Genomic DNA, 16703 nt, shown 5'->3' on the forward strand with positions numbered 1-16703 from the left:
CTAGGGCGTGTCTGACTGATCTCAGAGGAGCCATAAAATAATTGTCGCGACAAGCACGGCCGTAGAGAAGTTATGGCCGCGTTTGTCGTATCGCGTTGCGACGGCGCGGAAGTCTTTTAATCGGTTGATCGCGCGTTCGACGACGTTGCGGCCCTTGTACGCTTCGGCGTCGAATCGTGGAGGCGAGCCACCGCGACGCCCTTTGCGCAGCCGGCTGTTCTGCGCATCAAGTCGTTCGGGGCACACGCAGCGGATGCCCCGTTGTTGGATCTGTCGCCGATAATGCCGGGCACCGTAAGCGCGGTCGACACGCAAGCATGTCGGGCGTTTGCGTGGCCGGCCTCGCCCTGGTCGGGGTACTGAAATGGCGTCAAGAACAGGGCCGATGTTCGCCGCGTCGCTGCATTGGCCGGCCGTGACGATGAAGGACAATGGCAGACCGTTTCCATCCACGCAAAGATGGATCTTGCTGGTGAGTCCACCACGAGAATGCCCCAGCCACTCGTCAATTACATCCCCCTTTTTTCTGCCGCAGGAAGTGTCTTTCGAGCCCCAGCGGCACTTCGCTGAGCTTTCACGTGGGTCGCATCAAGCGCAGCTCCGTCCCAGTCGATGCGGCCGGATGCATCCGCGGCCGCCTGCATGATCTTGAGTAGACGTTGCCATGTGCCGTTGCGCGACCAACGCACAAACCTGTCGTAACAGGTCTGCCAAGGACCGTAGCGGGGTGGGATGTCGCGCCAAGGCGCGCCAGTCCTCAACCGCCACACGATCCCATTAATCACGTGTCTGTGCCCGACATAAGCATGACCGTGATGTGGATTGGGCGGCAAATGTGGTTCCAGCTGCCGCCATTGCTGTTCAGTTAGGTCAGTTCGGCTCATCGCCATCTGACCAACCAAACAAAATTTCGTTCCCTCAGTCAGACAGACCCTAGGCGGACCGCGTCATCGACCGGTGTCCAGCAGCTTCACGCGGATCACGCCGACGCCTTGTGCGGGGAGCAGCATCACGCGTTCGTCGCCGTTGAGACGGCGGCCGGGAATCCATCGTCCATCCTTGAAACGGCCTTCTTCCACGAAATCGATCTCGGCAAGCTTGCCGTCGCGTGCGAAGTCAACCATGAAGTCCTGGCCGACGAGGAAGAACTCCGCCGGTCCGCCGGCGATCACGAATCCGAACGAGGTCGGATCCTTCTTCGTCGGCGAGTGACCCGCTTCGCTCGTCGATGCGCCGGCCGGCGGCGTCGACATGCCGACGTCGAACATCATCTTCCTGATCTGCGCGGTCATGCCACGGATCGACATCGAATAACCGCCCAGGCTCGCCGTTACGGGATCGTCGCTGTCGAGGAGCACGGCATGCAATGTGCCACGCTCCTGCGCACGCAAGACAATGTCGGACATCGAACCGAGAACATCATAGACCTGCGTCAGCTGTTTGCCCGGGAACAGATCCTCGATACCGAAGATCGACCAGCCCAGCGCCTTGTGCTTGCCGATCGCGCGGAAGATATTCACGGTCTTGAAGCGCGACTCGGGCACGAAGACAGGGTTGTCGGCACGATCGAAATCGGCCAGCGTTCCCTTGACGTCGTCGACGTAGATGTCGGGCGCCAGCATGCTGATCGTCGGCGCGGCGGCCTTCCAGACGTCCATCATGCGGGCCACGGGTCCGCCGCTCGGATAGTCGCCCGCCTGGGGCTGGCCCGGCTGCGGTCCGAGCCAGGCGTTGACGTACATCGGGAGCGGCAAATCCTTCTTCGCGGCCTGTGCGACGCTGTCGATGTACGTCGCGTAGGCCCACGCCATGAAGATCTCCTCGGCCTGCGCATCCTTGCCGAACACCTGTTCCCAGGTGCCACTCTTCCGGTACTTCTGGCGCTCCCATACGGCCCGCAGCTCGGGACGCAGAGACGCGCGATGCCGTTCGAGATAGGCCATCAGTCGCACCGGCACCTGGGCATCCCATGCCGTCTGTGCGAGCTTCGAGCGGTCCCTGCTGTCGCCCAGCAGTCCCACTTCGTTGTCGACCTGCAGCATGATAACGGTGTGGTCTGGATCGACGGTTTTGAGGTGTGCCGCAAACGCTGCGAACGCGCGCCGCTCGGCGTCCTGCAGCCGGGTCGAAAAGGGCGAGAGCACGGGATTCGGCATCGCCCCCTGATAGCTCATGAACTCGGGTTTTGTGAGATTCATGGCCACCCGGGGGAACCGGCCGGTGTCGCTCCGGACCCAGCCCGGCGCATAGGTCGACCGCGCATTCTTGTAGGCGCCGAACCAGATCATCACCAAGCGCAGGCCCTGGGCGCGTGCGCCCTCGAGCTGACGGTCAAGCGAGCTGAAGTCGAACCGTCCCTCCTCCGGCTCGATCATGTCCCAGCTTACCGTGCTCACCACCGTATTCAGGTTCATCTGCTTGAGGCGAGGCCAGATGGGCGCCATGTACTCGGCGGACGATGCACTGGAGTTATGGAGCTCGCCCCCGAGCACGAGGAAAGGCTTGCCGTCGACGATGAGTTGGGTCACGTTGCCGCGCTGCTCGAGCTTCGGCATGGAGGCGGCCGCCGCGTGCAGGCACACGGCCGCCAGCGCGATGGCGCGCACGGATTGTTTCAGCATGTTTTTCCTTTTGATGTTATTCAGTAGCGCTGCACATCGAGTCCGAGCACGGCGTTCAACAATACCCTGACGAGCTCGCTCTGCCGGGTGACCCCGGCCTTCATGAAGATGACCCGCAGGTGCGCGCGCGCCGTATTGCGCCGGATTCCAAGTTTGACCGCCGCGTCGTCAAGGCTGAGCCCGTTGACCAGTTCGATGGCGAAATTCGCCTCCGCGGGCGTGAAGTCGAACAGTTGCCGGGCCATTTCCTGCGCCGGCCTGGCCTGCGCGTCCGGGTCGCGGAGGAAGACCGCATGGGCCGGGCGGGACCTGCCCTCCGACTCCTCGATCATGGGAATGGCGCGCACCACGGCCGCCATCTTCCGGCGGCCCGACGACCGGCTCAGGGACATGGTCGCGACCGCGCCGCCGTCCGCGGCCGTCTCGCCGAGAAGCCGGCGCAGTTCGCGCGTTTCAGCCGCCGAGCATGCCTCCAGTTCGCGTCCCGACAGCCGCAGTCCGTCGCCGGCCGTGAGGATATGGCAGGCGACGGGATTGGCCCTGAGCAGCTGGGCCTGCTCATCGAGCACGACGACGCCGATGTTCAGCCGGTCGAGCCCTTCCTCGTAGATCTCGCGCTCCGCCTCGTTGCGCGTCACTTGCGCGGCGAGGGCCAGCGCCTGTTTGATGTGCGGCACGAGGATGGCCAGGCGCCGTTTGTCATCCTGGTCGAACGGGGGCAGGTCCGGATGGCGGAACAGGCGCAACCTGCACACCGTACCGGCCCGGGTGACGATGTCGACGCCCATGCCGCGGTACGCATCGGTCGGCAAGCCGAACTTGAAGAACGCGCGGAAATAGTCGCTTTCCTGCCACGCCCGGTCCGTCATCACGTCGGAAACGAGCACGACGCGTTCCGGTGGGAGGTTGACGAATGGGTCCGACAGATACCACCGGGTCTTGTAGGCCGTCTCGAACTCCCTGCCGTTCCCGGGATGGCTCACCAGGTAGCCGAGATCCGTCGCCGTGCTGGGCCTGACGATGATGGTCGTGCTCGTGCAACCGATGTAGTCCGAAATCAGGGCCATGCCTGCACGCCAGGGTTCGGCTTCCAGCACGGATTGGTAGATCGCGTGGATCGCCTCGTTCATCAATCCCGAACGATCCACTGGCACTTGCGCGAAGGGGGTAGCGAGTGATCCCATGATCAGGAAAGCTCCAGGCAACGTTATGGATGGTGACCGCCTCTGAACGCTCAAACGACGACCAGCTTCGCCGATTTGAGGCTGGCCGAGCTGTTGCCCGCACTGATCACGAACGTGCCCGGTTCGACCGCCCAGTTCATCGTCGCATCCCAGAACGCCAGCGCATCCGGCCCGAGGTCGAAGCGCACCGTCGTCCTGCCACCGGCCGCGAGCGACACGCGCCGGAATGCTTTCAGTTCCAGCACGGGGCGCGGAACCGAGCTGACCACGTCGCGCACATAGACCTGCACGACCTCGTCGCCGTCGCGCTGTCCGGTATTGGCCACGTCGACCTCGACGGCGAACGTGTCGCCCTTGCCGATCCGGTCGCGCGACAGGCGCGGCGCCGACACATCGAATGTCGTATAGCTCAGTCCGTGACCGAAGGGATACAGCGGCGTGCGCTTGCCTTCGACATACGGCACCTTGTCCGCCGACGGATGGCGGTTGTAGAACGCCGGCAGGTCGCCCACCGAACGGGGGATGCTCACCGCAAGCTTCCCGCCCGGATTCGCCTTGCCGAACAACACGTCGGCGATGGCGTTGCCGCCCTGCTCGCCCAGGTACCAGCCCTCGATCAACGCATTGGCCTTCTCCGCCAGGCGGTTGACCGCCAGCGGGCGGCCGTTGAGCAGCACCGCCACGACGGGCTTGCCGCAGCCGAGCATGGCTTCCACCAGGGCGTCCTGGTCGCCGTACAGGCCGAGGGAATCACGGTCGCCGGCCTGCATGGGAGACACCGCTTCGCGCGTCACCTGTTCGTTGTCGCCGACGACCAGGACCACGATGTCCGACCGCCGCGCGACCTCGACCGCCGCGGCGATGCGTGCCTGGTTGTCGGCTGCCGGCACCTTGTGGATCACCGGCGCTTCCGGGCGCACGCCCGGCGCGACGGGCCGCGTGATCCAGACGCCGTCGGACTGTTCGATAGTCACGTTGGCGCCGGCCTGGCGCAAGCCCGCCAGCACCCCGACCGCCGCCTTGGGCCAGCCCGAATAGCCGCCCAGCATCGGCGTCACCGAGTTCGGTCCGATCAGGGCGATGCGCACGCCGCGCGCGCCGTCCAGAGGCAGCACGCCGTCGTTCTTCAGCAGGACCACGGCCTTGCGGGCGGCCGTGCGTGCCAGCGCGGTCGCCTGCGGATCGTCCAGGACGTCGGCCGCGCGCCTGGGATCGACATAGGGGTTCTCGAACAGCCCCGCTTCGAACTTCATCGACAGGATGCGCGCCACCGCGGCATCGACGCTGGCCTGGGGCACGCGGCCATCCTTCACGAGCTTGGGCAGTCTCCGGTAGGTAGAGCCGTCGGGCAGATCGGCATCGACCCCGGCGCGCATCGCCAGGACTGCGGCGCCGTCGGCGTCGTCCGCCATGCCATGCAGGTCCGCGATCTCGGCCACCCCGCTATAGTCGCTGAAGTAGGCGCCCTGGAAGCCCAGCAGTCCGCGGCCGGTCTGCTGCAGCAACTGGACATTCGCATGGGACGGCACGCCGCCGACTTCGTTATACGAGGGCATGACGACAGCCGCCCTGGCGGCCACCGCCGCCTTGAATGGCGGCAGGAAGGTCTCGCGCATCATGCGCTCGGACATGTCCGATGGCCCGATGTTCAGGCCGTTCTGCGGCATGCCGTGGATAAAATGCTTGAGCGTGGAGAACACATTGTCGGGCCCGATCGGCCGCACGGGCCCCTGCAGGCCGCGCACGGCGGCGGCGCCCATCACGCCCACGTGGAATGGATCCTCGCCAAAGAACTCCTCGCTGCGTCCCCAGCGCGGGTCGCGCACGAGGTCCAGTACCGGGCTCAGGCCGACCGTGACGCCGCGGCGGCGCGCCTGCCGGCCCGCGACGACGAAGCACTGCTCCACCAATGCCGGGTCCCAGGTACTGCCCAATGCGGGCGGGATCGGAAACGACGTGGCGCCCTTGACGGCCAGGCCATGTGCCGTCTCCTCGTGGAACAGGACCGGAATGCCCAGCCGGGTCTGTTCGACGGCATAGCGCTGGACGGCGTTGACGAAAGCGACCGCGTCTTCCGGTTCACGGAACGACTTCGTCTGGAAATGGCCGCTCCCTGCCAGGTCGGACGGCCGGGCGATCTGGCCGATGCCGTGAGGAATCACGTGCGACGCCTTTTCCGGAGAAAAGGCAAATGTTTCGCGATCCACGATACCGGCCTTGGTCATCCACATGCTGCACAGTTGCGCGACCTTTTCATCGAGCGTCATGCGGCCAAGCAGGTCGCGCACCCGCTCGGCGACCGGCGCGCCGGCGCGCCTGTAGATGGGGAGCGACGCGCCGAGCGCCGGCAATGCCGGCGTCGCCAACACGAGACCTGTCGTGGCCAGCAGTGTACGCCGGGTCATTTTCATTGCTTTGTCTCCTGATGATGTTTTTGAAATCAAAAATAAGTATACACCACCGTTTAATTATTGCAATTGGCTTAGACATTTGAGCAACAGCAATTTTTAAGCGCGCAAAGACAGCGGCCGCTGGTATCCATGCGTGGATAGCAGCGGCCGGTAACGGGTCGGTCGTGTCGGGGCGTCAGTCGTTCGCGGTACAGTCGGCCCGCATACCTGCCAACAACAAATTCACGATACGCCCCGAGGCGACTTCGGTCGTCGCGATGTCGACAGTGGCGCCCAATGCCCGATAGCGCTGGTAGTGCGCCATGGCCAGATCGAGCAGCGACGCGGCGTAGAAACCGGGGTCGCTGACCCGCATGCCGACCCTGTCCGCCGTCTCCACGATGGTCTGGACAATGTGGCGAATACCCAGCTCGTAGGTAATTTCCTGTCCCATGGAGGCGAGTTCCCGCACCGCCGGTGTCGGCTTGTCGCCCATCGCCATCAGCACGCGCATGCCAGGATCGTTGCAAATCATGAAGAAATTCTCGACGTGGAACACGAGACAGCTGCGCATGTCCGCGAATGCCGGCGGATCGGGATTGCGCGCGCTGCCGACAATGGATCCGATGACATCCTTGATCAGTGCTTTCTTGTCCGGATAACGCATGTACAGCGTGCGCTTGGAAATACCGGCGCGCGCTGCGACCGCTTCCATGGCCGTGCCGTCGAAACCGACCTCGTCGAACAATGCGATGGCCGCCTTGAGAATGTCGGCGTCGATATTACCCGCATGTTCCTTGCGCGGGCGTCCGCGCAACTTGGGGCGGTCGGCGCTGGCTTGCGCAGGTTGATCGGGGGACTGCAGGATGTTTGTCATAACGGGGGAGACGGAGGGTTGGCACGGACATATCGAAAATTCGCCGCGATCATAGCAAAAAAAAGACGCTGCACCGGGCAGCGTCCTGTAAAAGCACAGGGAGAACGCCCTGGCTCGTAGGAGATGATCTTGCGTTATTTGCAGATCGGCAGTTTTGCCAGGTCGGCGTCGATGGCGTCCAGGATTTTGTCGGTGAACGTATCCTCGGCATACGGCTGAAGCGCGCGCAGCGGCATGGCGCGCGCCAGGTCCATCTGATCGTTGCCTTTCAGCGCCGGCACGTGCTTGTAGAGCACCTCTTTGGCGGCCGGCTCATCGAGCAGGTCCGACACCAGCGACTCGGAGCTCAGTTTTTGCTTGACGCAGGTCGCCTCCGGTTGTTGCGACGCGGGTCCCGGCGCAGGCGCTTGCGCGGCGGCGATACAGGCGGTCACGGACAGCAAGGCGGCGAGCGAAATGTTGCGGAATTTCATGGAGTGTCCCCAGACTAAAAATAATGGCAGCGTTCATCGTCCGATTCCGCCGCCGCGTTTGGCATCTGTCGGCGGTGGACCAGCGTGAAATCACTATACGCCGGAATTCGCTTAAAGTATACGGCGCCGTAAATTTATTTTGACGGCGGCCGAGCCTGTATTACACTGGCAACAGCCGGCTCCCGGCACTCTTCCCAATCGATGGACGGCACACGGTTTCCGTGCTGCCAGTCTGCTTACGTCCAGGACAATCATGACTGTCGTTTCCCCGCAGCGCTTGCGCTGTACTGCTTTCGTCGCCTCGGCCATTCTTGCGTGCACGCCGGCCGTGCACGCGAACACGGACCAGATGCCGCATCTTGCGCAAAAAAACGGAAAGTTCGCCCTGATGGTGGACGGCGCGCCCTACCTGATCCTCGGCGGCCAGGCGAATAACTCGAGTAATTATCCCGATGTGTTGCCGCAGGTCTGGCCGGCGATCCACGACCTGAAGGCGAACACGCTCGCGATGCCCGTGGCCTGGGAACAGATCGAGCCGGTCGAAGGGAAATTCGATTTCCGATGGGTTGACGAGCTCATCCGCCAAGCCCGGCAGCACGATGTTCGCTTGTGTCTTCTGTGGTTCGCCACGTGGAAGAATACGAATCCGAACTATGCGCCGGCCTGGGTCAAGCTCGACAACAAACGGTTTCCGCGCCTGATCAAGCAGGACGGCACCACGTCCAATGCATTGTCCCCGCACGCCAGGACGACGCTCGACGCCGACGTCAAGGCGTATTCCGCACTGATGAAGCACCTCAAGGAAGTCGACGGCAAGCGCCATACCGTCATCCTGATCCAGCCGGAGAACGAGTCGGGCGTGTTCGGCAGCGTGCGCGATTATTCGCCGGCCGCGAACGCCCTGTTCGGGCAACCCGTCCCGCAAGCCCTGCTGGCCCGCCTGGGCAAGCAGCCGGGCACGTGGCAGGACGTCTTCGGCGCCGACGCCGACGAATTCTTCCACGCGTGGTCCATCGCGTCGTACATCGAACAGGTCGCGGCCGCCGGCAAGGCAATCTATCCATTGCCGACCTACCTGAACGCGTCGCCGCGCGACCCGGATCCGAAGAGGAAGTCGGTGCCCGGACTGTTCTACGGCAGCGGCGGCGCGACCTGGAACGTCATCGACATCTACAAGACCGCGGCGCCGCACATCGATTTCCTGTCGCCGGACATGTACATGCCGGAGTCGCGCAACTACGAGGCGCAGGTCAGGCATTACCGGCGCCCCGACAACGCGCTCTACATCGCCGAAAGCGGCAACAAGGACGTGTACGCGCGTTACATCTTCACGATCCTTGGCCAGGGCGGCATCGGATTCGATCCGTTCGGCTTCGACTATACCGGCTACAGCAATTACCCGCTGGGCGCAAAAGACTGGGGACCGGAAGGAGTCAAGCCGTTCTCGCGCGTCTATGCGCTGTTCGCGCCGATGGCCCGCGAATGGGCCCGGCTGAGCTTCGAGTCCGACGTCTACGGGGTATCGGAACCCGACGACCACGCCAGCCAGGACATCGACCTCGGCCCGGCCTGGTCCGCCAAGGTCAGCTATCGTCAGTGGCAGATGGGCGAGACGTACTGGCTGCGCAAGAAGGACGACCTGCCCAAGGGATCGGACGTGCCGAGCGGGGGCGTGGTGCTGGCGAAACTGGGCGCCAACGAATACCTCGTGACGGGCCAGAATGCCCGCCTCACGTTCGGCGTCAACAGCGACGTCAAGGACCGTGCGGCGATCCTGGAACGGGTCGAGGAAGGCCGTTTCGTCAACGGCAAGTGGGTGATGTCGCGGGTGTGGAACGGCGACCAGACCGATTACGGCCTGAACTTCACCGACCGCCCCGTCGTGCTCAAGGTGAAGCTCGGCGCTTATCTGTTCTAGGTAAGCGCGGACGAAAAAAAAGCCAGGACGAACGTCCTGGCTTTTTTTCGTCCGGCCGCCCCCGGCGCTCAGAAGTCGTAGCGCAGGGTCACGCCGATCTTCCGTTCCTGCGGCAGCAGGCTGGCCAGGTAGCCGCCCTGCTCGCCCGCCGGCGAGAAGCTCGGCATGAGGAATGGCGTGTTCGCACGATCGAACAGGTTCTGCGCCCAGATGCTGAGCTCCCAGTTCTGGCCCGGGTCGCGTACGCCGGCGAACAGGTCGACCGGCGTGAACGATCCCATGTGCTGGCCGGTGGTCACGTTGTAGCGCGCCGGCGTATAGCGGACCAGTCCGCGCACGAACGCGTCGACGTTCCCGATGCCGTGCGTGTATTCCGACTGGACGACCATGCTGAACTTGCCGGATTCGTTGCCCAGCGGATCCGCCAGCGGACGGTTGCTGCGGCATACGGAGACCTGCCGGCCCGGCTGGACGTGTTTCGGGTCGGCATCCGGGATGCCGTCGTTGTTGCCATCGTTGCAGTACAGCGCGGCGTCGACGTAATGCGCGTTCACATAGCTTGCGGAGGCCTGCGCGCGCCAGTTCGGCAGGATGCTCCAGATCGCGGTGGCCTCGATCCCTCGGCTCAGCACGTCACCGTTGGTGTTCAGGTTGATCGTACCGCTCAGGTCTGCGGGGTAGGTGCCGCCGGCTCCCGGCCCCGCGGCTTCGCCGGGGACGGCGCCGGCCCGGACACCGAGCACGTTCGCGCGGCCGATGTAGTTGCTGATATTTTGCTGGAAAATATCCGCATTGAGGACGAGCCGGTGGTCCAGCAAGGTCGACTTCACGCCCAGTTCGAACGACTTCGATTTTTCGGCCTTGTAGTTGATCAGGTCCGCCGACAGGCCGGGCGTGGTGACGAACGATGTGGCGCCGCCCGGACGATAACCGGTACCCGCGCTGGCGTACGCCATCACGTTCTTGCTGAAGTTGTGCCGGTAGCTGGCCGAGCCCGTCCAGGCCTTGTCGCTCATGTGTGCACGATCGTCGGGAAGCGACTGAACCCGGTTGCCGAACACGTCGAGGTACTGCTGGTTGTACGAGCGGTTCTTTTGTACGCGCAACCCGACCTCCAGCTGGTCCACGGCGCTCACGGCGAAACGATGGTCGGTGAACAGCGCCGCGCCTTCGCCGAAGGTGCCGGGAGCCGTCGTGCCCGTCAGGATCGCTTCCATCGGCGGCAAGAACGGGCCCGGGTAGAAGTATGGGAATTTTTGCGTGAACGTCGCGCCGCCGTCGCCGTACGAGTAATACGCGCCGACCATGTAGTTCCACCAGTGTTGGCCGGTCGACTCGAAACGCAATTCGTGGGTCCGCTGCAATCCCTTGATATGCACGGTCTGCTGATTGCTCCACCCCGGGATGACGTTGGCGATATCCGTGTCGCGGTCGTCGGTTTCCGCGGTCTGCTGGAAGCCGCCGATATAGCTGAGCCGATGGCCGGCGACGTCCCAGGTGGCGCTGAGCGAAGTCAGCTTCGTCCTGTTGTAGAACTGATAGGGCCCTTCGACGACGGATTTCCGATCCGAAAAACTCAGCGCCGGACCGGGCTGCCCCGGAAACGGCTGGCCGATCGCCATCGGCGGATTGACCTCGTTGGACGTCAGCTGCTGATGCACGAGGAGGAATTCAAGCGACTTGGTCGGCTGGTACAACACCGAAATCCGGCCGCCCTGATTCCGGTCGCTGTTCGCCTGTCCGTTGTTGAGGTTGCGGACGCCCGATTCGGTATAGCTGTTCAGTCCGGCGACGCGGACGGCCAGTACGTTCGGAACGAGCGGCACGTTGACGGCTGCCTGGGTGTTGCGCATCTGGCGCGAACCGAAGGTCTGGACCAGGCGTCCACTCGTTTCGCTCGTGTCCGGCCGCTCGCTCGCGATCGTGATGGAGCCGGCCGGCGTGGTCACGCCGCGCAGCGTGCCTTGCGGACCACGCAGGACCTCGATGCGGCCGATGTCGAACAGGCCCCGGAACGCCTGCGAGGCGTTGATCGGCGTTTCATTCCAGTAGATCTGCACCGCCGGGCTCGTGCCCGTGTCGGGATCGAACGTGATCCCGCGCAGCTCCACGGTCTGGCCGCGTCCGTCGGCGGGATTGAGCACCAGGCCCGGCACCAGTTTTTCGACATCCTCGAACTTCTGGATGTTCAGCTTCTGGATCGACGCCCCGCTCACGGCGTCGACCGCCATGGGCACGGACTGGATGCTTTCCTTGCGCTTGGACGCGGTCACCACGACTTCGGGAATCTGGCCGTTGTCCTGGGTCGCCGCTTGCTGGGCCACGGCGGGAAACGCAAGGGCGAGCGCGGCAGCGCACATCGTCAATCGGATTACAGCGTTGTTACTTTTCATTTCGTCTCCAAATATTTCCAGATTTATGCTGACGCAGGTGGTCTTGTGTGGTCCATTGCGGCATCTCGCGTACCGGCCCGCCCATGGCAACTGCACGACCATCTTGCTGGCTTTACGATGTACCGACATCGTCCGTTCAGACGGTAAGCACGCCGGGAGGGCTGGAACGCGCGAACGACGTGGCGCCGCGGGAACGGATCAGCTGCGTGTCAGGACGAACGGCACCGGCACGCCGGCCACCGAGTTCGGCGCGACCACGACCTCGAAGACGCCAGGGTCGGTCCGCGTCGAGGTATCCGCATGCACGTAGGCGAGGTCTTTCGCGGTGAGCACGAATTCGACGTCGGCGCTCTCCCCGGGCTGCAGGTCGAGGTGACGGATACCCTTCAACGCCCGCACGGACTGGACGATCTCGGCCACCTTGATCCGGATGTACAGCTGCGCGACTTCATGGTGTCTTCGCGTGCCGGTATTGGTCACGCGCGCCTTGACGGTCAGCGCGCCGTTCATCGGGATGCGGGGCTGGCTGATTTCCGTCGGACCGTAGGCCACCGTCGAATAGCCCAGGCCGTGGCCGAACGGATACAGCGCACTGGTCGAGACTTCACGGTAGCGTGCGCCGACGGGCGGCCCTTCCACCATGCTCGGCCGGCCCGTCGAACGGTGGTTGTAGTAGAACGGCTCCTGGCCCGCGCGGCGGGGAAAGCTCACCGGCAGGCGGCCTTGCGGTGCGAAATCGCCGAACAGCACGTCGGCGATCGCGTTGCCGGACTCCGAACCCAGGAACCAGGTGCACGCGATCGCCTGGGCATTCTTCACGGACGTCGGCAGTTCCAGCGCCCTGCCATGCTTCAGGAGAATGACCATCGGCTTGCCGATGGCCGCGACGGCGTCGATCAGGTCGATTTGCGCTTTCGGGATCGTGATATCGACCCGCGACGCACCTTCGCCCGACATATTGGTGGCCTCGCCGACGTAGAGAATCGCGATGTCCGACGCGCGCACGGCGGCCACGGCGGCGTCGATGCCGCCTTCGACCGGGCGCTCGATACTGCATCCGGGCACGACCGCCAGCGTGGCGTCCGCACCCAGCGCGTTGCGCACACCCTGTTCGAGCGTGACGGCCGACTTCATGTCCGGGAACACCATCCATGGGCCGAGCGCGTTGTTCTTGTCCGTCACGAACGGGCCGATCAACGCGATCGATTTGCCCGATTTCGGCAACGGCAGCAGGCCGCGGTCGTTCTTCAACAGGACGATCGCCTTGCGTCCCGCCTCGCGCGCGAGAGCGACCGTCTCGGGCCGGCGGATGTCCGTGGCCATGCGCGCCGGATCGAGCGAGCGGTAGGGGTTCTCGAACAGGCCCAGCGCCTTCTTCACGCGCAGCACGCGCCGCACCGCCTCGTCGACGACGGCCATCTTCAATCGTCCCGACCGCACCAGCGCGGGAATGTGTTTGAGGTAGTGCCCACCCTGGATCGACATGTCGCAGCCGGCCGTGATGGCTTTGAGGACGGCATCCGCTTCGTCGGCGGCATAGCCGTGGTCGACCAGCTCCTTCTCCGAATTGAAGTCGGACACGACGAGCCCGCGAAACGCCCATTCGCCGCGGAGGATGTCGGTCAGCAGGTGATGATTGCCGGTCGACGGCACGCCTGCCGTGTCGTTGAAACTCGCCATCGTCGACAACGCGCCCGCATCGAAGGCCGCCTTGAACGGCGGCAGGTGCACTTCGCGCAGCGTCGTTTCGGGAATGTCGGCCGTGTTGTAGTCCATGCCGCCCTGCACGGCGCCGTAGCCGGCGAAGTGCTTGGGGCACGCCAGCAGCGAGTCGTTCGCGCGCAGGTCGCTGCCCTGGAACCCGCGCACGCGCGCCTCGGCCAGGCGGCTTCCCAGCCACGGGTCTTCGCCCGCGCCTTCGACGACGCGGCCCCAGCGCTGGTCGCGTGCGATGTCGACGGCCGGCGCGAACGTCCACTGGACCCCGAACGCCGTCGCTTCGACGGCCGTCGCCCGGGCTGTGCGCGCGCACAAACCGGCGTCGAAGCTGGATGCCTCGCCGAGCGGGACGGGAAATGCCGTCTTGAGTCCGTGGATGATGTCGGCGGCGAAGATGAGCGGGATGCCGAGGCGGGATTTCTCGACCGCGATCCGCTGCATCGAACGCCCCAGCGCCACGTCGTCGGCGTTGAACAGGCCGGTGAGCCGGCCCTTCGCGATCTCGTCCAGCGTCGCCTGCAGGGCCGGCTCCGGCCCCGTGGCCGGATTCACCAGGCGGCCGATCCCCTGGGCGCCGTTCATCGTCAGCTGGCCGGCCTTTTCCTCGATCGTCATGCGTTTCAACAGGCCCTCGATCAACGGGTCGGTCGTCGACGGCCGCGCGGCAGCCAGGCCGGGCAGGCTGAACGCAACGGTCGTGGCGGCCAGGGAGCCCGCGAGGAAGGTCCGGCGCGCCGGGCTGGATGGGGACATGTCTTTGGCGTTTTCCATGATGGTCTTCAGGGCTTGATTCGTTGATCGTCCAGGCGCATCTTCGCCTTGAGGACGGGGCGCTCGACGTTTTCGCCGATCTCGATGTCGTACGTGCCGCCCGCCACGTGCCAGTCGTGCGCCGCGACGTCGAAGCTCGCCATCAGTCGCGGATCGACGTCGACGACGACCCGCCGGCGTTCACCGGGCTTCAGCTCGACCCGGCTCCAGCCGACGAGGCGCCGGACGCCGTTCACGCGCGCATAGGCCTGCGCGACGTCCGCGCCCGTGCGCCTGCCCACGTTGGCGATGGCGAACGACATGCCCGGCCTGGCGCCGCCCGTCACCCGCAGATCCTTGTAGGCGAACCTCGTATAGCTGAGCCCATGGCCGAACGGGAACAGCGGTTTCGCCCCGGTCTTGTCGTACCAACGATAACCGGCGTTTGCACCTTCCGGATAGGTCACCGCGAACGGTTTCATGTCTTTCGGCAGGCCGTAGAGATCGCGCTGCACCGTCTCCCCCGCCATCGCGTAGCCGGGAATCGTGGGATTCGGGAGCTGCCGTTCGCTGGCCGGGAACGTCATCGCCAGGTGACCGGACGGGTTGACTGCGCCGGTCAGGATTTGCGCGATCGCGTCACCGCCGCGTTGTCCCGGATACCAGGCTTCGAGCACGGCACCGGCCTTGTCCAGCCAGGGCATGAGGACCGGACCGCCAGTGACCAGCACGACCACCGTCGCGGGATTGGCGCCGGCGACGGCCGCGATCAGCGCGTCCTGGTTGTCCGGCAGGTTCAGGTTTTTCACGTCCATCGTCTCGGTCGTGAACTGCTCGCCGATCACGACCACGAGATCCGCCTTGCGCGCTGCCTCGGCCGCACGGCGCGGATCGGTGCCGTCGTCGAACGACACGGTGGCCTGCGGCAAAGCGGCGCGCAAGGCGGCGACCGGCGACGAGTTACTGTACAGTTTCTTGCCGAATACGGCCGGCACTTTCAAGGCCGCGCCGCCGACCGGATTCACCTGCGACGAACCGCCGCCCCCCACCAGGATGCCGACGTCGGCATGGCCGCCGACGACGAGGATGGTGCGCACCGTGGCCGCGATGGGCAGCAGGTCGTGCTCGTTCTTGAGCAGGACGATCCCGCGTTCCGCCACTTCCTGCGCGATGCGGCCGTTGGCATCGTAATCGATCGGCTGCCGCGCCGGCGGATGGCCGGCCAGTCCGACCGCGTGGATCGACCGCAGGATGCGCAGTACCGACCGGTCCACGTCCGCCCCGCTGACCGTGCCGGCCGCCAGTGCCGCGCGCAATTGCGCACTGAAATAACCCGCGTCGGTCGGGTTCGTGCCCGATTCCTGGTCCAGCCCCTGGCGAATCGATGGGCCATGCACGGCGCCCCAATCGGACATCACGAAGCCTTTGTAGCCCCAGTCGCGGCGCAGGACATCGTTCAGGAGAAACGCGTTTTCGCATCCGAACGCGCCGTTGATCCTGTTGTAGGCGCACATGACGGAACCCGGCTGGCCGATCTCGATACCGATCTCGAACGCCAACAGATCGCTCTCGCGCAGCGCGCCTTCATCCATGTTCGCGGTAAGGATCGTGCGGCCCGTCTCTTGCGTGTTCAGGACGAAATGCTTGATCGTCGAGAGGACGTGGTTCGACTGGATCCCACGTATCGCGTGGCCCGCGAGCGTACCCGCCAGCAGGGGATCTTCGCCGAAATATTCGAAGTTGCGTCCATTTCTCGGTTCGCGTGCCAGGTTGACCCCGCCTGCGAGGAGAACGTTGAATCCTTTATCCCTCGCTTCCGATCCGATCATCGCGCTGCCCCGCTCCACGAGGCCGGGATCCCAGGTGGACGCCAGCAGGACAGTCGAAGGCAGCGCCGTGGCGACGTCGCCCGGCCGGAGCGCGCCCATCGTGTTGGCGACGCCGACACTCGCGTCGCTTTCCGCGAGATACGGCACGCCGAGCCGCGGAACGCCCTTGACGTAACCGGCGCCTTTCGCGACGTCTGGCGTCAGCCTGGGCTTCACGGTGAACGGGTTGCTGCCGCGGACAAGATCGAGCTTTTCGTCCAGCGTCATTTGTTTCAGGATGGATTCGGCCCAGGTGTCGTCCGCGGATTGCGCCATGGCGGGTTGCTGGAACGATCCTGCGGAATACAACGCTATCAGGCAGGCGGATGCGACCAGCCGATTCTTGCGCCAGCCGCCCCTTGCCGGTCCAGCGACCGCGATCGCTTCAGGTTGCATACGTGTCCTTTCGATGATTTTTCCCGCGACCATCATCTGCCGTCCCTCCCCAACCGACATCGTCCATTCGGACGGTGCATTGGCGCCCCGACATATCCACAATGACAGCGAGCC

Annotated in this window: 10 protein-coding genes; 1 reads left to right on the top strand and 9 read right to left on the bottom strand. The window is 64.7% G+C overall.

What is annotated here, in order from left to right:
- Positions 1-21 precede the first annotated feature (21 nt).
- From U9J41_RS23840 to U9J41_RS23865, 6 genes are all read right to left on the bottom strand, one after another.
- Positions 22-884, bottom strand: a protein-coding gene (locus U9J41_RS23840; protein WP_425260250.1) for an IS5 family transposase whose coding sequence is annotated in 2 segments (ribosomal slippage) — positions 22-515 and positions 515-884 — 864 coding nt in all. Because the reading frame shifts where the segments join, the coding sequence is not laid out codon by codon here.
- Between the two features lie 63 nt (positions 885-947).
- Positions 948-2621: a GH35 family beta-galactosidase gene (locus U9J41_RS23845; protein WP_322404633.1), complete on the bottom strand. Its 1674-nt coding sequence runs from the start codon at positions 2619-2621 to the stop codon at positions 948-950.
- Positions 2622-2641: 20 nt separating this feature from the next.
- Positions 2642-3751, bottom strand: a complete 1110-nt coding sequence (locus tag U9J41_RS23850) for a helix-turn-helix transcriptional regulator (RefSeq protein ID WP_322404634.1) — start codon at positions 3749-3751, stop codon at positions 2642-2644.
- Positions 3752-3855: 104 nt separating this feature from the next.
- Positions 3856-6216 carry a glycoside hydrolase family 3 N-terminal domain-containing protein gene (locus tag U9J41_RS23855; RefSeq protein WP_322404635.1) on the bottom strand — a complete coding sequence of 787 codons (2361 nt, stop codon included), beginning with the start codon at positions 6214-6216 and terminating at the stop codon, positions 3856-3858.
- Positions 6217-6391: 175 nt separating this feature from the next.
- Positions 6392-7072, bottom strand: a complete 681-nt coding sequence (locus U9J41_RS23860; protein WP_322404636.1) for a TetR/AcrR family transcriptional regulator — start codon at positions 7070-7072, stop codon at positions 6392-6394.
- 134 nt (positions 7073-7206) lie between these two features.
- Positions 7207-7545, bottom strand: a complete 339-nt coding sequence (locus tag U9J41_RS23865) for a hypothetical protein (protein WP_322404637.1) — start codon at positions 7543-7545, stop codon at positions 7207-7209.
- A 253-nt stretch (positions 7546-7798) separates the two neighbouring features.
- Between U9J41_RS23865 and U9J41_RS23870 the strand changes: the two genes are divergently transcribed.
- The gene (locus U9J41_RS23870; RefSeq protein WP_322404638.1) at positions 7799-9463 is read left to right on the top strand and encodes a DUF5597 domain-containing protein; all 1665 of its coding nucleotides are present in this window, start codon (positions 7799-7801) and stop codon (positions 9461-9463) included.
- 68 nt (positions 9464-9531) lie between these two features.
- Here the strand turns inward: U9J41_RS23870 and U9J41_RS23875 are convergent, their stop codons facing one another.
- From U9J41_RS23875 to U9J41_RS23885, 3 genes are all read right to left on the bottom strand, one after another.
- On the bottom strand, positions 9532-11856 hold the full coding sequence (locus U9J41_RS23875) for a TonB-dependent receptor (protein ID WP_322404639.1): 2325 nt from the start codon (positions 11854-11856) through the stop codon (positions 9532-9534).
- A gap of 198 nt (positions 11857-12054) precedes the next feature.
- Positions 12055-14346: a glycoside hydrolase family 3 N-terminal domain-containing protein gene (locus U9J41_RS23880; RefSeq protein ID WP_322404640.1), complete on the bottom strand. Its 2292-nt coding sequence runs from the start codon at positions 14344-14346 to the stop codon at positions 12055-12057.
- Positions 14347-14354: 8 nt separating this feature from the next.
- On the bottom strand, positions 14355-16469 hold the full coding sequence (locus tag U9J41_RS23885; RefSeq protein WP_322404641.1) for a beta-glucosidase family protein: 2115 nt from the start codon (positions 16467-16469) through the stop codon (positions 14355-14357).
- Positions 16470-16703: the final 234 nt, after the last annotated feature.

It is taken from the genome of Massilia luteola (assembly GCF_034420155.1).
Classification (GTDB): Bacteria; Pseudomonadota; Gammaproteobacteria; order Burkholderiales; family Burkholderiaceae_D; genus Telluria; species Telluria luteola.